At 54.3% G+C, this 18575-nt stretch carries 18 protein-coding genes; 9 read left to right on the forward strand and 9 right to left on the reverse strand.

Annotated features, from left to right (window positions below):
• Nucleotides 1–133: 133 nt before the first annotated feature.
• The 4 genes from ACP5D4_RS12825 to ACP5D4_RS12840 form a co-directional block, all read right to left on the reverse strand.
• Nucleotides 134–1015: an EI24 domain-containing protein gene (locus tag ACP5D4_RS12825; protein WP_428012015.1), complete on the reverse strand. Its 882-nt coding sequence runs from the start codon at nt 1013–1015 to the stop codon at nt 134–136.
• Nucleotides 1016–1132: 117 nt separating this feature from the next.
• Entirely contained in the window at nt 1133–2197 is a 1065-nt protein-coding gene (locus ACP5D4_RS12830) for a branched-chain amino acid aminotransferase (protein WP_428012016.1), read from the reverse strand.
• Between the two features lie 176 nt (nt 2198–2373).
• Nucleotides 2374–4029, reverse strand: coding sequence for a DUF2079 domain-containing protein (locus ACP5D4_RS12835; protein WP_428012017.1), 1656 nt, complete (start codon nt 4027–4029; stop codon nt 2374–2376).
• 263 nt (nt 4030–4292) lie between these two features.
• Nucleotides 4293–4442 carry a hypothetical protein gene (locus tag ACP5D4_RS12840; RefSeq protein WP_428012018.1) on the reverse strand — a complete coding sequence of 50 codons (150 nt, stop codon included), beginning with the start codon at nt 4440–4442 and terminating at the stop codon, nt 4293–4295.
• Nucleotides 4443–4500: 58 nt separating this feature from the next.
• Here ACP5D4_RS12840 and ACP5D4_RS12845 point away from each other — a divergent pair, with 58 nt between their 5' ends.
• Together ACP5D4_RS12845 and ACP5D4_RS12850 are read left to right on the forward strand one after the other, a co-directional pair.
• Complete coding sequence (locus ACP5D4_RS12845; RefSeq protein WP_428012019.1) at nt 4501–5712, forward strand: histidine kinase; 1212 nt, start codon at nt 4501–4503, stop codon at nt 5710–5712.
• A gap of 122 nt (nt 5713–5834) precedes the next feature.
• A complete protein-coding gene (locus ACP5D4_RS12850) occupies nt 5835–6239 on the forward strand; it encodes an STAS domain-containing protein (protein ID WP_428012020.1) in 405 nt (134 codons plus the stop codon).
• Here the strand turns inward: ACP5D4_RS12850 and ACP5D4_RS12855 are convergent.
• On the reverse strand, nt 6236–7285 hold the full coding sequence (locus tag ACP5D4_RS12855; RefSeq protein WP_428012021.1) for an alcohol dehydrogenase catalytic domain-containing protein: 1050 nt from the start codon (nt 7283–7285) through the stop codon (nt 6236–6238). The genes ACP5D4_RS12850 and ACP5D4_RS12855 overlap by 4 nt on opposite strands.
• On the opposite strand from ACP5D4_RS12855, the gene ACP5D4_RS12860 reads away from it, so the two are divergent.
• The 5 genes from ACP5D4_RS12860 (at nt 7274) to ACP5D4_RS12880 (ending at nt 12435) form a co-directional block, all read left to right on the forward strand.
• Entirely contained in the window at nt 7274–7420 is a 147-nt protein-coding gene (locus ACP5D4_RS12860; protein ID WP_428012022.1) for a hypothetical protein, read from the forward strand. The genes ACP5D4_RS12855 and ACP5D4_RS12860 overlap by 12 nt on opposite strands.
• Before the next feature lie 35 nt (nt 7421–7455).
• Nucleotides 7456–8388 carry a gamma-carotene 1'-hydroxylase CruF gene (gene cruF, locus ACP5D4_RS12865; RefSeq protein ID WP_428012023.1) on the forward strand — a complete coding sequence of 311 codons (933 nt, stop codon included), beginning with the start codon at nt 7456–7458 and terminating at the stop codon, nt 8386–8388.
• Nucleotides 8389–8418: 30 nt separating this feature from the next.
• Nucleotides 8419–9684, forward strand: coding sequence for a glycosyltransferase family 2 protein (locus ACP5D4_RS12870; RefSeq protein WP_428012024.1), 1266 nt, complete (start codon nt 8419–8421; stop codon nt 9682–9684).
• A 127-nt stretch (nt 9685–9811) separates the two neighbouring features.
• Entirely contained in the window at nt 9812–11071 is a 1260-nt protein-coding gene (locus tag ACP5D4_RS12875; protein WP_428012025.1) for an FAD-dependent hydroxylase, read from the forward strand.
• Nucleotides 11072–11592: 521 nt separating this feature from the next.
• Nucleotides 11593–12435, forward strand: coding sequence for a hypothetical protein (locus ACP5D4_RS12880; RefSeq protein WP_428012026.1), 843 nt, complete (start codon nt 11593–11595; stop codon nt 12433–12435).
• Between the two features lie 323 nt (nt 12436–12758).
• Here ACP5D4_RS12880 and gloA read toward each other — a convergent pair whose 3' ends face one another.
• Both gloA and ACP5D4_RS12890 read right to left on the reverse strand, forming a co-directional pair.
• A complete protein-coding gene (gene gloA / locus ACP5D4_RS12885; RefSeq protein WP_428012027.1) occupies nt 12759–13190 on the reverse strand; it encodes a lactoylglutathione lyase in 432 nt (143 codons plus the stop codon).
• Between the two features lie 58 nt (nt 13191–13248).
• Nucleotides 13249–13950 carry a pentapeptide repeat-containing protein gene (locus tag ACP5D4_RS12890; protein WP_428012028.1) on the reverse strand — a complete coding sequence of 234 codons (702 nt, stop codon included), beginning with the start codon at nt 13948–13950 and terminating at the stop codon, nt 13249–13251.
• 146 nt (nt 13951–14096) lie between these two features.
• Between ACP5D4_RS12890 and ACP5D4_RS12895 the strand changes: the two genes are divergently transcribed.
• Nucleotides 14097–14525, forward strand: a complete 429-nt coding sequence (locus ACP5D4_RS12895) for a hypothetical protein (protein WP_428012029.1) — start codon at nt 14097–14099, stop codon at nt 14523–14525.
• Nucleotides 14526–14531: 6 nt separating this feature from the next.
• Here the strand turns inward: ACP5D4_RS12895 and ACP5D4_RS12900 are convergent, their stop codons facing one another.
• Nucleotides 14532–16202 carry a hypothetical protein gene (locus ACP5D4_RS12900; protein WP_428012030.1) on the reverse strand — a complete coding sequence of 557 codons (1671 nt, stop codon included), beginning with the start codon at nt 16200–16202 and terminating at the stop codon, nt 14532–14534.
• A gap of 3 nt (nt 16203–16205) precedes the next feature.
• Nucleotides 16206–16514 (reverse strand): DUF3493 domain-containing protein, encoded by a 309-nt coding sequence (locus tag ACP5D4_RS12905; RefSeq protein ID WP_428012031.1) that lies wholly within the window; start codon nt 16512–16514, stop codon nt 16206–16208.
• Nucleotides 16515–16669: 155 nt separating this feature from the next.
• Between ACP5D4_RS12905 and ilvB the strand changes: the two genes are divergently transcribed.
• The gene (gene ilvB, locus ACP5D4_RS12910) at nt 16670–18505 is read left to right on the forward strand and encodes a biosynthetic-type acetolactate synthase large subunit (protein ID WP_428012032.1); all 1836 of its coding nucleotides are present in this window, start codon (nt 16670–16672) and stop codon (nt 18503–18505) included.
• Nucleotides 18506–18575: the final 70 nt, after the last annotated feature.

Genomic DNA, 18575 nt, shown 5'->3' on the forward strand with positions numbered 1-18575 from the left:
TCACCACCCCCCAAGCCTTCGGCTATGGGCGGAGTACTGCGACGGATCTTGATAGGTCGATGGTAACGCAAGGCGGGGAGATCGTTGAAAGTCGAGGGTTTCTCTTAAGTTGGCGGCGTCCCGTGACTCATCTTTATCTTGGGGCGATTTCGTCGCCGCCTTCGATGGCCGCAAACTTTTTCGGATAGATGCGATCGCAGAAAAACAGCGTTCCAGCGGTGACGCAGACGGGAACCGCCAGAAGGTTCACCAGCGGAAAACTGACTAAAAACAAACACACCAAACTAAAGGTTCCCGTGGCGGGGAAAAATCCCAGAACGATTTTCAACTTCTCGCGAAACCGCAAGCGACGGCGTTCTAAGGGAGAATCGAGAAAGTCCAAACAGACTAAAGTGGCTGTAATCCCGATTCCCCCGATGCTGGCGATCGCCGTTCCAATCCCGGGAAGGAAATTCAACAGCAGCAACAGCACCCCCAACCCCGCCGCCAAAACGAGTTTCTTCACCTCGAACGCCAAGGCTCGCCAAATATCTCGAACCACTGTGAGAAACCCCCCTTCGTAAGTGGGGAGTTTCCCAGTTTTCAGTTTCTCCAACTGTTCCGAAAGCTGTCCGTACCAGGGCGAACCCAGAATCACGCCGAATTGAACCAGTAAAAACCCCGTCAAAATCAGCAATCCCAAGACGAGGAGAATTTGCAGGAGTCCGCCGAGGATTTCCCCGGAAAACCCTAGCCAACTCAGCCAGTTGGGAAGGTTCGCCACCCAAGCGGCGATGCGAGTATCGATCGCCCCCGTTAAATTCTGCACTTCCTGCAATCCCGGTAGCAGTAACCCCACGTAAAGGGCGATTCCCACGACGATATTCGTCAAAATGGGAAAAACGATGTATCCGAGGAGTTTCGGCGTCGTCAGCAAGAGCGCGATCGCCCTTAGCGGATATGTCGCCCCCGCCACAACGCCTACGGGAACGTCTAGGATGCGAGTCAACCAGTTTTCGCCGCCTTCGTCAGTCATAATTTCAGAGACAGGAGTTATACTCCATCCTTAAGCTGAGTTTTAAGAAGTGTTCGCCACGGATACACCGAGGACACCGAGAGTTTTTTTCAGAAACCGGATTTCTGCGGATCGAACTTAGACGCGAACCACCCAACCATAGGGATCGTCTGTTTTAGCGGTTTTGATGTCTTCGAGTTTCTTCAGCAGGAGGTTAGCGTATTTGCGATCGCTCGCCGGAGGAAGTTGCAGTTCGCGATCGCCGGTGTTAATGGTTTCGATATGAGCGATCGTGGCGGCGGTTCCCGCCCCAAACGCTTCCTGTAACGTTCCCGCATCGGCGGCGTCGATGATTTCATCGAGAGCGATCGCCCGTTCCTCCACCGGAACCTCCATATCTCGCAGTAACCTCAACACGCTCTCGCGGGTAATTCCCGGTAAAATCGTACCCTGCAACTCCGGCGTCACCACCACACCATCGATGACGAAAAAGACGTTCATCGTCCCGCATTCTTCAATATATTTGTGATGAACGCCGTCGAGCCACAATACATTATCGTAACCCTGCTGTTTCGCTTCGCGATCGGCCAGAAGACTCGCCGCGTAGTTTCCCGCCGCCTTCGCCGCCCCCGTTCCGCCGGGAAACGCCCGCACGTATTGACGAGTTACGGTAAGTTTGACAGGTTCCGCGTAATAGGCTCCCACCGGACAACTCATAATCGCCAAAGTGTAGCGTTCCGACGGACGCAACCCGATGGATTCGTCCGTGGCGAAGTAAATCGGGCGAATATAGAGGGCGCTACCGGGGCGCGTGGGAATCCAGTCGGCGTCGAGGCGAATTAGTTCTTGCAATCCCTCCATGAAGATTTCTTCAGGAATCGGGGGCATACACAAACGCGCCGCCGAACGGTTGATGCGATCGAAATTCGCGCCGGGACGAAACAACAACGGTTCTCCCTGGGGACTTTTATAAGCTTTCATCCCCTCAAACACCGATTGTCCGTAGTGCAGCGCCGAAATCGACGGCGACATCTCTAATTTGCCGTAGGGTACAATTTTCGCACTCCAGGTTCCCTGTTCGACAGTGGCGACGAGCATATGGTCGCTAAACATTTTCCCAAAGGGGACGTTATTGATGTCGAGTCCTCGCAGTCGGGGTTCCGAGGATTGCTCGATTTCGATCGAATAGGTTTGCGCTGCCATAATCTGCCTTTTTCCTCTCCCTGCCTCCAATCGGGGTTGTTTGGAGGACAACTGAATGCTTCATCTACCGTATCAAATCAAGGGATTTTGAGGTGATGGGATGATGGGATGGGGGAGCGGTGCGTGACGATCGCTCGCTCTAACGATTCACACCCGATTTTTCCGCATCACGCACCCTACGACTCCGTTATCCTCTGTGTCTCTGGGCGTGAAAAATCTCTAGCCCCAGCCTGTAACTGTCCGCGATAAGTTTCCCAAGCCGGCAACGCCTGCGGATTCGAGGACGCGCCCCGTTCGAGAAACACCACCCCATCGCGCAGTTCGCGGATACCGTATTCGCCGCTGGCGATGAGACTCTCGATCTTCGGTACCATCACCTCCAAACGAGCGCGATCGTGTTTGAATGCTACTTGATAGGTGTTCAACCGCCACAGGTCAACTAAAACATATTCCATACGCTCTACCCTTCCCTCGTCGGTGACGAGTTCCATTTTGGGAAAACGCAGAATTTCCCGGCGACTGGACAGATGGGGGATGATATAAGTCGTGGCGGAAACGCTGGCCTCCTCGGGAACGCGATCGAGCAAGGGATAAATGGCGCGGGCGTGTTCCCACTGGCGAGACAGAGAAACTTTCACCCAAGGATCGATGGAATCGGGTACCAAAAACGACAGGGTGCGGTTGGGGTTGGCTGAAAGGGTAATCAAGACCGACAGCGCGATGCAGAACGTCCAAAACTGCCGCACCGCTTGCTTTTCAAATAACTGCGGCCGGATCGACCACCACAAAATCGCCCCGTAAAACAGCCCCGGAACCACCGTTAAAGCGTAACGGATGTTAATCGACAACACGGACTGTCCTTGTGCGATAAAGAGTTTGAGCAAGGGAAAACCCGCGATCGCCCATGCCGCCCCCGACGTCGCCGGAACGAACGCTAAGGGCAACCACTGACCCAATAAATAGGCGATCGTGCGTCCGAAAGGAGTAAAGAATTCCCCAATCAGCCGCAAGGGATTGCTGAGAATTCCCCAGATAATTTCCAGCGTCGAGGCTTCGTCGCCTTCAGCGTATTGTCCGAACCGTTCCATCATGAACCGTTCGGAGATATCCTCGGAAAACAGCGGCATCACCAGGTTGGTCAACACCAGCATATAGCCGAAACTGAGGCTGCAAACCGCCAAGCCGCGACTGGGGAAACGACGGCTTAATATCATATACACCCCGACGCCGAACAATCCCACGCCAGCATCTTCTCGCACCATTAACAGGGCGATCGCCATCAGCCAGAACAGCCACCACCAGCGTTTCTCCATCGCCAACAACAGCGTGAAGGTAAACAGGGGAATCTGACAGATATCGTGGAAGTTGCCCCAAGTGGGGCCGAGGACGGCGTTGGCACCGTAGAAACTGACGACGAGGAAGGCCGCGATCCCGTCATGTACGTACTGGCGGGCGAGGAGGTACAGCACCAATCCCGCCGCCGTCACCAGGGTCACTTGGAGGACGGTGAGGGTGACGGGGGAGGGAAAGAGGGCGTACAGGGGCAGCCACAGCAGCAACGCGGGAGTGAAATGTTGCCCCAGACGGTGGTAGTAGACTTTGGGGAGTTCCCCTTGGTGGACGACGTTCGTGGAGAGCGCCGAGGAGAGGGAACTTTGAAAGAAGCGTCCGTGAGAACCGTTCCAAAAGACTTGGTTGAAAATTCCCTGGTCGTAGGACGCATAAAAAGTGTAGTAGCGATGTAACGTTAAAATCGCACTCACGCAAAAGAAGACGATCGCCGCACCGATCGCCAACCGAAACCAAGGATTTTTTTTGAGCTTCAGCCACATCGCCAATGAAGATTCTCCTGCTTTAAGCCGCGAAACTGCCGGGGAAACTGAGGTTTGCCGATCGACCGGCCGTTTGAAAACGTTAGAATATCAGTCAACATTTGCCAAGGGTTGCATGATGTCGGGTTGGGACTCGATCGCGAAATCTAAAGAAGATATTAAAGTAGAAGAGAAGCCCTTCGCAGGAGTTGGACAAACTGGCTGCATGACGATCGTTTGTAAAACGCTTTCCTCAAGAGCGAGATGACTCGATGTATTCCGTTTCAGATTCGCCCCCGCACTCGGTACGCCATCGAGCGTTTGTTGCCGCTGCGGCGTCTCGAACGGACTTCGACCGTAGTTCGGTTGATGCCACGACGCTCGATCGCCGACTCAAAGAGTGTTGCCCGGTCGAATTCAAAACGCTCGTCCATCGTTTGGCGCAGATGTTCGGCTTTGGATTCGGCTTTGGATACTGAGTAGAAACCCGAGATGACTCGATCCGTATTTCCCAATTTCGACAATCGCCCCGATGCTGTACTACAGCTATTGCTGTTTGTCGATCGTCGATCGAGTTCCTGGGAAGAACTCCAACGTATTCGACGCTACTTAGATACGGTCAAGGAGGCTGGCAATTTCGCCCTCGAAGCCATCGATGTCAGCGAACAGCCCTATTTAGCCGAACATTTCAAGCTTATCGCCACGCCGACGCTGATCAAACTCCACCCGGAACCGCGACAACGGCTGACGGGTTCGAATATCGCAGCGCAGCTCGAGCGGTTTTGGCCGCAGTGGCAGCGATCGGTGGAAGACTTTTTCCAACACTGTCAAACCCAGATCGATGGCAGTCACAACGATAATGGAAACTGTAAAATCCCTGACGGGGTTTCCCAGTCCACTTGTTTGCCCTCTCTGGCCACCTCCGCTGAAATCATCCAACTGTCTGACGAGGTGTTTCGCTTGAAACAGGAAAAGGAGGAGCTTCAGGAACAGCTTCGGTTTAAGGATCGTTTGATGTCGATGTTGGCGCACGATTTGCGCAATCCCCTCACGTCCACTTCCATCGCTATCGAAACCCTCGAAACCCTCAACCGACCGGAAAATCACCACAAACGGGACGCCAACCCCGGCTTGTTCGATCAACTCCTCCACCACGCTCGCACCCAAACTCGTCAAATCGAACAGATGATCCTCGACGTGCTGGAGACTTCTCAAAGTCTCGACGGCCATTTGACGATTCACCCGCAAAAGCTCGATTTGGCGCAGTTGTGTCGAGAGACGATCGAGCGACAGCGCGATCGATGCGACGCCAAAGATTTACATTTGCAAACCGATTTACCTCAAGATTTACCCTTTGCCTATGCCGATCCCAATCGCATCCGTCAGGTCTTGACAAATCTCATCGATAATGCTATGAAGTATACCCCCGACGGGGGGACGATTGCGGTATCGTTACTACACCGAACCGCTCAAAAAATTCAAGTGAGTATCAGCGATACGGGTCCGGGGATTCCCTTCGACAAGCAACAGCAGATTTTCGACGATCGAGTACGCCTCAAACGGGACGAGAAAACGGACGGCTACGGGTTGGGGTTGGCCTTGTGTCTGCGGGTGGTGCGCTCCCACTACGGTAAAATCTGGGTCGATTCTTCCCCCGGTAAAGGCAGTACGTTCCATTTCACACTTCCGGTGTATCGGGAGTGATGCGATCGCGATCGCTGACAATTCTCGGTTAAGGTCACGCCAAAGCTCGATCGAGCTAACGGAGACGGTTCGACAAATCTGGGATGCTGAAACGGCAGTTTCGATCGAGGCGATTTCGCGTCATGGCCATTGTTCTGTCTCCCCAAGGTAAGCTGGATTGGGTGGGAACGGGGCGACTCCAACAGGATGTCAACCGTTACATCCTCTCGAAAACCCATATTTCTCATCTCTGGATTATCGATCTTTCCCGAGTTACAACGATTTCTCACGCGGGTTTGCTGTTGTTGTTGCGTTTGAAGCATTTCGCGCGAAAACGCCGCAGTCGCTTGGTTCTGCAACATCCCACGGCGGCGGTTCGGGCGATTTTCGAGGCGGCACTGGTCACGGACTATTTTGAAATTCAAGGAGACGAAGACACTTCAGAAGAGTCCAAACCTTCACAACCAAGCCGCCGAGAAATTCCGAAGCCAGGGATTCCCTCGGGGCGGCTGCGGAAACCTCGCTCGAAAGTAGCGGCGTCCCGTTAATGGGGATATACCAAAATTTTTCGGGTGGCAGTTTTCTCCGCAGTCCCCCGTTCGACGACCTCGGGTAAGTCGGACAGCAACAGGCGATCGCTAACGACAGACTCCAGAGGAAGGCGATGGTCGAACAGCAGATCGATCGCCATCGGTTGCAGGCGAAACGACATCCCCGCACAGCCGAGGAGGTCGATCTGACGTCGCATAACAGACATCGGATCGAAGAACATAGCGCCACGATCGGCATAATCTGTCAAACAGACGAGTTTTCCACCGGGACGCAGGCCATCGAGCGCGTTGAGAAAACTGATGTGAGACGGTTCGGTGAGAATTGCGGCTTCGACCCCTTCGCCATCAGTGAACGCACAGATTTTCGTGTGCAGGTCGTCGCTGCTGCCCGCAAAAACCGCCTCTGCCCCCAAATCGAGGGCAGCGTCGAGGCGATCGGGATTGGGATCGCTGACTAAGGGCCGCATTCCGAATTGTTTGAGTAGCAAGACCAAAATCGATCCGATCGATCCGGCGCCGAGAATCCAAACCTGTTGTCCCGGTTGAAACCGCAGGCGATCGATCGCTGCCAGACAGAGATTCAGCGGTTGCAGCAACGCGGCGCGATCGAGAGTTATGTGACCCGGTAACGCCACTAACCCGCCGTGATGCACCAGATGGGCCGGAACCTTCACATATTCAGCAAAACCGCCGCCACTGTCCGAGAGACCGGCCGTCGTCGTAATGTTTTGATAAAACGAACAGAGGGAAAATCGATCGCGCAAACACTCCCGGCAGCGCATACAGGGAACCCGAGACACCGTCGCCACCCGCTGCCCCACCCACCATTGACTGACACTTTCCCCCACGGCGGCGATCGTGCCGGCGATTTCGCTGCCCAACACGCAGGGAGCTTCGGTGTCAGGTGATTTCAAGGCTTGTAGGTCTCGCGGCGAAACCCCCACCACCTCCACTTTCAACAACACTTCATCAGTGGCGATCGTCGGTTGGGGAAGGTCTTCGTAGCATAATCGATCGACCCCTCGAAATACTTGTGCTTTCATGCCCACTTTCACGCTCCCAGTCCCAATACCAATGCCCTCTACGGCGCGATCGTTGTGGGTTCTATCCTAGCGTGGGACGAGAAAAACCACGGCCGCGATCGCGATCGATTCCCGAAATCCCTTAAAGCTTTGTAAACTGATAGGCAGTGTTTTCGTAAAAAAAGTTAACAATGCAGCATCTCAAGATTGCCGAACGTTCCAGCCTGGGACTGCACGTCTTCTCTATGGCGTTCGGGCTGGGGGGATTGCTCATCGTCCTGCCCAACTCGGAATTAATCGGACAGCTCTCCCCCTTCGGTCTCAAACTCTTCGGTTGGAGCATGGCCCAAGGCGGCGTCAGTTACATCCTGCTCGGGGCGGCGGCCGTTGCCCTTTTCGCCTATCGTACCCTCGGCTGGAAACCCCTGCTGGCCTTCTTCGTCCCCTCCGTTCTCCTCTCCCTCAGCAGCGAACTCCTCGGCACCAGCACCGGATTTCCCTTCGGTGCCTATCACTACCTCAGCGGCTTGGGCTACAAAATCGCCGGATTAGTCCCCTTCACCATTCCCCTGTCCTGGTTTTACATGGGCTTCGTCTGCTACCTCCTCGCCAGAAGTGCCATGGAAGCGGTGACGATGGCGCCGCGCTGGGTGCGTCAAATCGGCGCGATCGCCCTCGGTGCGCTGCTCCTCACCGCCTGGGACTTAGTTCTCGACCCCGCCATGAGCCAAACCCCCTATCCTTTCTGGTCTTTTGAAGAAGTGGGCGAATTCTTCGGAATGCCCTATCGCAATCTGGCCGGATGGATTGGAACCGGCGTTCTTTACATGACCGTCGCCACTGCCCTACAAAATAAAAACCAGTTCGTGTTATCTCGCCGACACTTAGGCGTCCCCGTTCTCGTTTACCTGGTGAACTTCTGCTTCGGCGCTACCATTACCCTGGTCTTGTTAGATTCTCAATTTACCGTCCCCACCCTGTTAAGCGTCCTCTTCGGCGTGGTTCCAGCCATCGCCTGCTGGCGTCTGGCCCCCGAACGAACGATCGAACCTCGCGAAAACGCAGACCGGGACGGCGTCGCCGAAGACCTGGTTCTTCCGTCCCTCGAAACCGCTGCCAAATAACCGCTATCTCCTCGATTCAATCCAACCTGCATGGACGCTCTGATTTTCGTTCTCCTGCTGCTACAACTTCCCGCCGTCGCGATTTTGCTGGCTCGGTTGCTCGAAGGACCGACCCGCAAACCCCCCCTACAACCTCGAACCGCCACCTGTGAATGGGTGGGTAAAGTGGGGGTCGTCGTTCCCACCCTCAACGAAGCCCACCGAGTTCGCCCCTGTTTGCAGGGTCTCAGCCAACAAAGCCACGAAGTTCGCCAAATCGTCGTTGTCGATAGCCACTCCCAAGACGGAACTGCCGATATCGTCGAGGAACGGGCGCAGTTCGACCCTCGCATTCGCCTGATGCGAGACGCCCCCCTTCCGGCGGGATGGGTAGGACGCCCTTGGGCCTTGCACAACGGCTATTCCTATTTCTCGGGAAATTCCCTCTCGAGACCCTCTGAAACCCCGCCGAACACCCCAGGCGATCGCCACCGCCTCCAACCTGTAGAGTGGATTTTAGGGGTTGACGCCGATACGCGCCCCGCGCCGGGTTTGGTGGCCAGTTTGGTGGCGGAAGCGGAGGCGGAAGGATACGACCTCGTGTCCCTGTCGCCCCAGTTTATTTTGAACTATCCCGGCGAGTTGCTCTTACAACCGGCGTTGTTGATGACGTTGGTGTATCGCTTCGGACCGACGGGAAGTCGCAGCAACGGTTCGGAACGGGTCATGGCGAACGGCCAGTGTTTCTTGGTGCGGCGATCGCTCTTGGAACGCTTGGACGGCTATACTTGCGCTCGGCGATCGTTTTGCGACGACGTGACGTTAGCCCGAACCGCCGCCGCCAACGGCTTCAAGGTCGGCTTCTGGGACGGCTCGAAGTTACTGAAAGTCCGAATGTACGACGGTGCGATGGAAACTTGGCGCGAGTGGGGACGCTCCCTCGACCTCAAAGACGCCGCCTCGCCGGGTCAAACTTGGGGCGATGTCTGGTTTCTCGCCTCCGTACAGGGACTACCCCTGTTAGTGGTCCTCACGGGCGTTCTTGCCTCTCTGGGGTCGGGAAATTCCCCGTTTCCGCCCATTTCTCTGTCTCCGGCTTCGGTGCTGTTTTATCTCAATTTGACCTTGCTGGCGATTCGCTTTGCCCTGGGAATTGCCATCGCCCCCGCTTACGACCTACAAAATGCCCGCTTCTCCTGGCTGTTCTGGTTCTCTCCCCTCGCCGACCCCCTCGCTGTCCTACGCATCTGGAAATCGGCCTCGGAAGTTCCGACTCAGTGGCGCGGCCGGTTTTATGGTGAGGAGATGAGGGGATGATGGCATGATGGGATGAGGGGATTGGGAAAAGCAATATTGCACCATCAATTCTGCGCAAATCGAGAATTATTGGCAATATAGTAATTAAGCAATTAACGTGACAAACCGTTACATCTCAGGTAAATCGATGTCTCAAGAGCCGTTTTCTCAAACTCAAGACACCGCCGACCCCACAGTTGACGACCCTGCTGTTGACTGCGACGTGGCCATCGTTGGCGGTGGCGTTGCCGGAACCACCCTCGCTTGTGCGTTGAAGGATTCGGGATTGCGGGTGACGCTTCTCGACGCTCAAACTCAAGAAGCCGCCGCTGCGCGATCGCAAGTCTACGCCTTAACGCTCCTCACGGGGCGCATTTTCAACGGCATCGGCGTTTGGCAGGACATTTTACCGAAAATTACCACCTTTAAGAAAATTCGCCTCTCAGACGGCGATCGCCCCGGTGACGTTCAGTTTGTCCCCTCAGACGTGGGCTTAGACCGCCTCGGGTACGTCGCCGAACACACGCCCCTGTTGAGTACGCTTCAGCAGTTTTTACGGAGCGTTGACAACGTTCAAGTCACCTGTCCGGCAGACGTGGTAGATGTGGAGTATGGCCACGAGTACGCTACCGTTAGGTACGATCGAGACGGCACTCAACATCAGCTACGGGCGCGGTTAGTCGTGGGTGCAGACGGGGCGCGATCGAAAGTTCGCACCTCCGCCGGAATTGAAACCCAAGGTTGGCAATACTGGCAATCCTGCGTCACCTTCAAGGTTAAACCGGAAAAATCCCACGAAAACATCGCTTACGAACGGTTTCGCCAAAACGGCCCCTTCGCGATTTTGCCCCTGACGGACAATCGCTGTAACGTGGTCTGGTCTGCCCCCCACGCCAAAGCCCAGGAATTACTGGAAATGGACGAAGCAGCGTTTACCGAAGAGTTGCAACGTCACTACGGTAACTCGATGGGACGGGTGCAGGTCATTAGTCCCCGTCGCGTGTTTCCGGTACAGTTGATGCAGAGCGATCGATATTTCAACCATCGCGTTGCTTTGGTGGGAGATGCGGCGCACCGCTGTCACCCCGTCGGCGGACAGGGGTTGAACATGGGGCTTCGCGATGTGGCGGCGTTAGCGCAAGTGATTCGAGACGCCCACCGTCAAGGTAAAGATATCGGTTCGCGGTCGGTGTTGGAACGATACGATCGCTGGCGTCGCGGCGAAAATTGGACGATTCTCGGTTTTACGGATTTGCTCGATCGCACCTTCTCGAACGATTTTGTTCCGATGGTGGCAGCGCGTCAGCTTGGGCTTTGGGTCTTACGAAACGTAAAACCCGCTAAAACCTTGGCGTTGAAGTTGATGACGGGTTTGTTGGGACGTCAACCCACGTTAGCGCGGGAATAGTTGGTCTCGCTTTTTAAAAAGGCGTGCATCTCATTTTTGAATTTGCGGTAAATTACCCGCAACCCGATATTTTCAAAATATCGGGCATCTGAAACGGGGGAGATTCCAGATATCCAGTTTCGGGTGCATCTCAACAATGTAAATTTATCAGATCGGAGTCTCTGCACTGTCTCTGCACTGAATTGAGCTGTTGTTGGGTTTCGCTATCGCTCCACCCAACCTACGGCAAAATCATATTTTTACAAAAGTGAGATGCACCTGACGTAACCCACTACGTAACCCACAAATTTATGCTTTCTGTCGCCAGTTTAAAGCACAAGTTTAAAGGACAAGTTTAAAGGGAAATGGTAGAATTCCTGTAACCTTTAAACTCTCGGTACATCAACCCTAAAATTTCACGAATTCTTATCAGCCAAATCTTAATTTTTGACAAAATTTTTTAAACTTGTCCGACAGGAACTTGACAAGATGCCATAATCGTATCTATAAGGTAAAGTTTTTGAGACAGTTCAGGTCACAAGATGAGTCTGTTACCGAGTTATATCCGCGATCGCACCCAACTGTTTCGCACAGGTGCATCACTAACGATCACCACCGCTACGGTATCGATGGTTGCCGCTCCCGCTTCCGCCATCTCCTTATCCGTCAACGGGGGGTCGCTGAACGTTCAAACCCTCTCGGGAGACTTTAACATCCAGGGTGGAACGGTCGCCAACGACACGGTAAGGCTGTTTCAAGATGTCACGGGAACCGACCTCGATTTGGTGTTGCAGATTGACGGCTTGCCGAGTTTGACACCGTTTCCGGTAACAGACCAATTTAATATGCCCACAGGGTTCGTATCTGGCTTTTGGTTTGAATCGGTGTTGACGAATCGCAGCGATCGCACTTGGACGTTTTTCGACCACGAACTTCAATCCATATTAGGCGAACCCAGCGATCGCCATGACGGCCTCGCCTTTGGCCTGCCCAACAACGTTTCAATACCGGGCTATTCAGATTTTACGGCCACCTCCGATCGCTTTACCAATATCCAAGAAATTCGCAACGGAAAGGATGCGATCGCATTTTCCAACGGCATCGTCAATCCCGGTGAAACCGTCACATTCCGCTATTTCATTGCCGACTCGACCCCCGCTTCACCGTTTTTCCTGCGTCAGTTTTCCCAAGTTGACCCACTTCCGACGCCCGATCCCACCCCCGATCCCACCCCCGATCCCACGCCAACATCCGATCCAGTAAAAGTTCCCGAACCGAATCTGCTTTTCGGATTGTTGGCGTTGGGAACGGTTGAAACCTGGCGACGCCGTTTCCTGAAACGAGGCAGATCCGCGATTCAGGGAAGCGGAACGCGGGAAGCGTGAAGCGTACCCAGATCGCGTCGGGTGCTTTCGCGGGAAAGCCAATTCGCCGGAAATCCATGCGGAAAATACCATTTGGCGTTCCCCTCCAATCTCCCCGGCCTCAGCCAGAATCTCAAACAGCAGTTTTTCAACTCCCTCCAATCCCCCCAACCCCCCTTCCCAAGGGGGGATGTGTCTCTGTGGTGAAGAATTATCACAAAAATCCCCGTAAATGCGTTTCCAGCAACGCACCTACGGGGAATCGGGCGCAATGTGGAGTGTCAAAAAACAGAGAGATGTCTTGTCTCCCTCTCTCGGGAAGCTTACTATCTCCTTCTCTCCACTCAAGCGGTAGCTGCTTGCTTCTGAGACTCTTGCTGAGCTGAGCCTTGGGTTCCCAGTTGAATGAGTTCGATTTTATAACCCGTGGGATCTTCAACAAAGGCGATGACTGTCGAACCATGTTTCATCGGCCCCGGTTCCCGTACCACTTTTCCGCCTCGGCTTTTAATTTCGTCGCAGGTTTTGTAAATATCGTCTACGCCGAGGGCGATGTGGCCGTAACCGTCGCCGATATCGTAGCTGTCGACGCCCCAGTTATAAGTCAGTTCGATAACTGAGTGGTCGGATTCGTCCCCGTATCCGACGAAGGCGAGGGTAAATTCACCGCCGGGATAGTCTTTCTGACGCAGGAGTTTCATTCCCAATACGTCGCAGTAGAATTTGAGGGATTCTTCCAGGTTTCCCACCCGGAGCATCGTGTGTAGTAGTCGCATGGGTTTCGATTCCGTCAGATTGCGTTTTTTTTAGGGTAACGCGATCGACCCACAATCGTTAACGACGGCGACGTCCCCGTTCGCGAGCTTCGTCGCTGTCGGCGATATCCTGACGAATTCGATCGAGACTCCAACCGTCGATGAGCCGTTGGCGGTAGTGACGCAACCCGTCGCGATCGGCGTCTCGCCCTAAAATTTCCCAATAGATTTGACGGATGCGATCGCGGGCTTCTTCGCTGCGGGCTAAATCTTCCCGAATCTCGCTCAACGACATTCCCCGTTGCAACTGTCGGGCGTATTCCCGCAAGCCTCGCGAATCGGCGTCGCGCCCCAACACCTCTTGATAGAGTCGGTTTACCGCAGCCCGAGCGCGTCCGGATGTATAATCGTCGTCGTCCTCGTCGATGTAGCGCCCTAACCCCCGCGCGTCGCGGGTTCGCGCCCCTTCGAGGCGAATTCCCCGTAACTCGGCGTTGCGAAAATCGGCACCGCGCAAGTCTGCATCGCGCAGGTTCGCATCCCGCAAGTCCGCACCCCGTAAGTTGGCGTCTTCGAGATTTGCACCGCGCAAGTCGGCTTCGCGCAAATCGGCGTTTCGTAAATCCGCTTCTTCTAAATTCGCCCGACGCAAATCGCAGCGGACGCAATTTCCGGTTCGATAAAGTCGATCGAGATCGTCGTAATCGACGGCTCGAGCGGGAAGTTCCCAGAACAATAGGGTCGTCAGCGCGGCGATCGCGCCATATTTCTGTATTCTCATAGCGATCGAGTCCTCGTTTCCTGCAACACTGAGCCTTAAAAACATTAAGCCTAGTCTCTTAGACGTTTTCCGGAGGAAGGAGTTTCGCCGGGATTTCACGTCAAGGCGTTTGCAAACGATCGATCGAACGGCATAATCGTAAAGCTATGACCCGACCGTCTCGATCGAAACCGAAGAAATCGCGCCGACGCGACCAATTCAAAGCCCGTTACACCGGAAAATGGCAAACCATCGCCCGCCAAACCCGAGTACTGGCTCGCGATCGCTGCATTCTCAATCCCTTTCACCCCGCTGAAGCCGTCCATCACCTCCGCTATCGCGACTTCCGAGGGAAAATCGCCGGACGAGAAATTCCCGGTTGGGATGTGGTTCCCCTCTGTCGTCGCTGTCACGGCTTGGTTCACCGAAAACAAAAGTGGTACAGCGACAAACGCAACCCCGCTTCTAACAACCGCCAACGATGGCGATTTCTCTGGGATTTACGTTTACGATTTTGGCTGTGGGTTCTCCTCTCCCGCATTGGGTGGATGGTTGTGTTAGCTGTTGCTGCGGCGATCTGGTGGATCTTGTTTTGAATCGCCTTAAATACAATCCCCTTCCAATACCAGGAATCGATTCGACTCGAACACCGAGCAGCGATCGCGCTGTGACTGCAACGCCGCCACTTCCCCATGTTTCACCGCTTCAAACACTTCTACGACGGCGCGAACCAGCGGATCGTCCTTCATTTTCGACTCTTCAATTTTTTCGAGCCAATAATTCTGTTCTAGATAATCTTCGGAAAAATCGTTTTTGGCAACTATCCAATAATCTATATTGTAAGATTTTATGATTTCTCGGACAAATGTTAAGTCCGAACTGTAGTGAGCGCGAATGAGGTCGATCGCTCGTTTTTTTATCTCTTCATAATAACCGCGATGATAGGGGATTGCATATTCCATTCCTACTAAAATCGACCGTTGAGAAAACGTCGGAATATTGTTAAGTTCTCCGTCAACTCCAGCGATGATACTCTCTTTCGGCGTCGTCTTGAAAAAATCGTACAGTTCTACTTCAACCCCCTCGTGATAGGCGGTTCGGAAGGAATCTGACAGCCACAGCGGAGAGGCGATGACGGAAAAAAGCAACGCGATGGATACCGTTTGACCGAGAAGGCGATCGACCGCTTTGGCGTGACTCGATCGCCGCCAAATTTCTTTCACCACAACCCCGAGAGTAATTCCCGATGCGATCGCGAATAATACGCGGAAACTGTGATGCGTGTATCGACTGGGAAGATGAAGTTTAAAGAGAAATAAATGCGCGAATAAAAACCACGATGTTGCAGCAATAAAAAGCTGTAATAAGATTTGACTTTTGCGAAGATATATGAGATAGTTAAAGTGTTTTTTGAATTTCAGCAAGATGGGAAGAAACGCCCCAATCCATAAGGCTAATGGCGTTCTTCCCGGCAAAAAGCCGCTGCGATCGCCACTCATCCAAAAATAGAAAGCATCTTCATAAAAAAACGCACTGCGTCCTTTCGGATAAAAATCCGCCGATTGTTTCGCTTCAGCCCAGGTGACGACCGGACCGAACTCGTTGGTCGCCAAAAGAAAGGGTAACAAAATCAAAAATGCTGCCGTACAGCCGACTAACGCCAGTGCGATCGCATGGCGGCGCAACCGCCACCGAGGAAAATCCACCGCGTACAACGCCAAAACCCCCGCTTCCACGAGAACGTATTGCGGGTAAAACAAGCCAGTCGCAACGACAGAAAGCGCAACACTCCAAGTCTGGCGTCGTAGCAGAAAATATAAAAACGCCGTCAACAAGGGATAAACAAAGGCTCTCGGCGTTCCCGAGACTAAATCGTCCTTCATCCACAGGCTGAGATTGAAAATAATAGCCGTGCAGAACCCCACCCAAGGAACGGGAAATAATTCGATCGTCGCCCCGAACGCGAACGCCGTGGCGATAACCGCTAAAATCGGCGGTAACAGCTTGTTGAAAGCAAACGGATCGAGTCCCAAAACCGAGGCGACGCGGTACAATGCCGTATACCCGGCCGGTGCGACCGATTGAAAATAGTCCGCGATGAGATCCTGGGGAAACAAATCACCATCGAGAAACCGTTGCATCCAAAAAACATGCTGTCGCGCGTCGTCTTGCACCACGTAAGCCCCCGCGCCTTCCCGCACGACAACCGAGACCATCGCCAGGGAGGCCGCGACGCTCAAGCCCAACCACAGCCAGGTTTTTCGACGCTTCACGCTTTACTCTTCACCCTTCCCTGACGGTTTCGATCGCGTTTCGAGGCGAAACAACCACACCATCAACGCCACCACGCCCACCTGTAGGGCGAAATTGGGCAAATCCGAAGTCAAATTCTGCCCCGCCAGCGATCGCGCTAGAAACACCAAGGCGCCGATAAACCCCGAGGCGGCGAAAGCCAGGTACAGGAACAGACGCAACCCCCGATAGGGCGCTTTCGCCTCCGCCACCAAACGCTGGTATTTTTCCGGACTGAGGTTTTGGGCGGCGCGGGGGCGCTTTGGCGTCGGATCGGAGGATCGATCGGTCATTTAAATTCTTAAACAAAAACAAAGCCTGCGTTGTTATTTTAACGATAATTTCGATAAACTTGAATTTATCTTAATGGATGTCGAACGTCGAACTTGACGTGAGTAAACTGTTATTGTATTAATCCGTTTTTCGAGTATTTCGAGAGGTTCCTGTCGTGCAATTGCAAAGAGTGGCTGTCAAGCGCGTTACGGGCGCGTATGCCTTAATTGATAGTTTAAAGCGCCACGGCGTTCGACATATTTTCGGCTATCCCGGTGGCGCGATTCTTCCGATTTATGACGAACTCTACCGCTTTGAAGCAGCGGGAGAGATGCAGCATATCCTGGTGCGGCACGAACAAGGGGCCGCCCATGCTGCTGACGGTTACGCTCGGGCAACGGGTCAAGTGGGGGTTTGCTTTGGCACCTCCGGCCCGGGAGCGACTAACTTGGTGACGGGTATCGCGACCGCTCACATGGACTCGATTCCGATGGTGGTCGTCACCGGACAGGTGCCGCGCCACGCCATCGGAACCGATGCGTTCCAAGAAACTGATATTTTCGGCATTACGCTGCCCATCGTCAAGCATTCTTACGTGGTGCGCGACCCGGCCGATATGGGGCGGATCGTGGCCGAAGCCTTCCACATCGCCAGCACGGGGCGTCCCGGCCCGGTGTTGATCGACGTGCCGAAAGATGTGGGACTGGCCGAGTGCGATTACGTTCCCATCGAACCGGGTTCTTTGAAACTGTCGGGATATCGCCCCACCGTCAAGGGCAACCCCCGTCAAATCGAACAGGCGATCGCCTTGATTCGCGAGTCCAAACAGCCTTTGATGTACGTCGGGGGCGGCGCGATCGCCGCAGGGGCCCACGCGGAACTGTTGGAACTGGCGGAGTATTTCCAAATTCCCGTGACGACGACGCTGATGGGGAAAGGCGCCTTCGATGAAAAACATCCCCTCTCGGTGGGAATGTTGGGAATGCACGGAACGGCTTACGCCAACTTCGCCGTGAGCGAGTGCGATTTGTTAATCGCTGTCGGCGCCCGCTTTGACGATCGCGTAACGGGCAAACTGGATGAGTTCGCTTCCCGCGCGAAAGTGATCCACATTGATATCGATCCGGCGGAAGTGGGCAAAAACCGCGCCCCCAACGTGCCGATTGTGGGCGATGTGCGCCAAGTGCTGTTGGATTTGTTGCGCCGCCTCAAAGAGTTCGGCGTGGCCAGCGAACCCGGTCAAACTCAGGGGTGGCGCGATCGAATCGATCGATGGCGCTCCGATTATCCCCTCAGCGTGCCGCGTTACGATGACATTCTCTCGCCTCAAGAAGTGGTGGTGGAACTGGGACGACAAGCGCCCGATGCCTACTACACCACCGACGTGGGACAACATCAAATGTGGGCGGCGCAGTTCCTCAAAAACGGTCCGCGTCAGTGGATTTCCAGCGCCGGATTGGGAACGATGGGATACGGCGTTCCGGCGGCGATGGGGGCGAAGGTGGCCTTAGCCGATCGCGAAGTCATCTGCATCAGCGGCGACGGCAGCTTCCAAATGAACCTGCAAGAACTCGGCACCCTGGCTCAATACGGCATTAGCGTGAAGACCGTAATTATCAACAACGGTTGGCAGGGGATGGTGCGTCAGTGGCAGCAAACCTTCTACGAAGAACGGTATTCGTCTTCCAATATGGAAGTGGGCATGCCGGATATCGAGTTGCTGTGCCGCGCCTACGGTCTCAAGGGGATTACGGTCAACCGTCGCGAGGAACTCGAAGGGGCGATCGCGGAAATGTTGGCTCACGAGGGGCCGGTGGTTCTCGACGTTCGCGTTCACAAAACTGAAAACTGTTATCCGATGGTGGCCCCGGGTAAGAGCAACGCGCAAATGTTGGGATTGCCCGAACGCAAGGTTCTCGATAAAGCCGTCGAGTTGATTTACTGTCCCGAATGCGGCGCGAAAAACGCCTCGACGAACCACTTCTGCCCGGAATGCGGGACGAAGTTGTAGGGACGAGGAGAGATGAGGGAATGAGGGGATGAGGGTACGATCGTTCTGGAGGGGATGATTTGGCAAGATC

Source organism: Baaleninema sp., assembly GCF_049974805.1.
Taxonomy (GTDB): domain Bacteria; phylum Cyanobacteriota; class Cyanobacteriia; order Cyanobacteriales; family Geitlerinemataceae; genus Baaleninema.

Coding starts and splice junctions, on each gene's coding strand:
- ACP5D4_RS12825 (WP_428012015.1), bottom strand. CDS start 1,015: ATGACTGACGAAGGCGGCGAAAACTGGTTGACTCGCATCCTAGACGTT.
- ACP5D4_RS12830 (WP_428012016.1), bottom strand. CDS start 2,197: ATGGCAGCGCAAACCTATTCGATCGAAATCGAGCAATCCTCGGAACCC.
- ACP5D4_RS12835 (WP_428012017.1), bottom strand. CDS start 4,029: ATGTGGCTGAAGCTCAAAAAAAATCCTTGGTTTCGGTTGGCGATCGGT.
- ACP5D4_RS12840 (WP_428012018.1), bottom strand. CDS start 4,442: ATGGACGAGCGTTTTGAATTCGACCGGGCAACACTCTTTGAGTCGGCG.
- ACP5D4_RS12845 (WP_428012019.1), top strand. CDS start 4,501: ATGACTCGATCCGTATTTCCCAATTTCGACAATCGCCCCGATGCTGTA.
- ACP5D4_RS12850 (WP_428012020.1), top strand. CDS start 5,835: ATGGCCATTGTTCTGTCTCCCCAAGGTAAGCTGGATTGGGTGGGAACG.
- ACP5D4_RS12855 (WP_428012021.1), bottom strand. CDS start 7,285: ATGAAAGCACAAGTATTTCGAGGGGTCGATCGATTATGCTACGAAGAC.
- cruF (WP_428012023.1), top strand. CDS start 7,456: ATGCAGCATCTCAAGATTGCCGAACGTTCCAGCCTGGGACTGCACGTC.
- ACP5D4_RS12870 (WP_428012024.1), top strand. CDS start 8,419: ATGGACGCTCTGATTTTCGTTCTCCTGCTGCTACAACTTCCCGCCGTC.
- ACP5D4_RS12875 (WP_428012025.1), top strand. CDS start 9,812: ATGTCTCAAGAGCCGTTTTCTCAAACTCAAGACACCGCCGACCCCACA.
- ACP5D4_RS12880 (WP_428012026.1), top strand. CDS start 11,593: ATGAGTCTGTTACCGAGTTATATCCGCGATCGCACCCAACTGTTTCGC.
- gloA (WP_428012027.1), bottom strand. CDS start 13,190: ATGCGACTACTACACACGATGCTCCGGGTGGGAAACCTGGAAGAATCC.
- ACP5D4_RS12890 (WP_428012028.1), bottom strand. CDS start 13,950: ATGAGAATACAGAAATATGGCGCGATCGCCGCGCTGACGACCCTATTG.
- ACP5D4_RS12895 (WP_428012029.1), top strand. CDS start 14,097: ATGACCCGACCGTCTCGATCGAAACCGAAGAAATCGCGCCGACGCGAC.
- ACP5D4_RS12905 (WP_428012031.1), bottom strand. CDS start 16,514: ATGACCGATCGATCCTCCGATCCGACGCCAAAGCGCCCCCGCGCCGCC.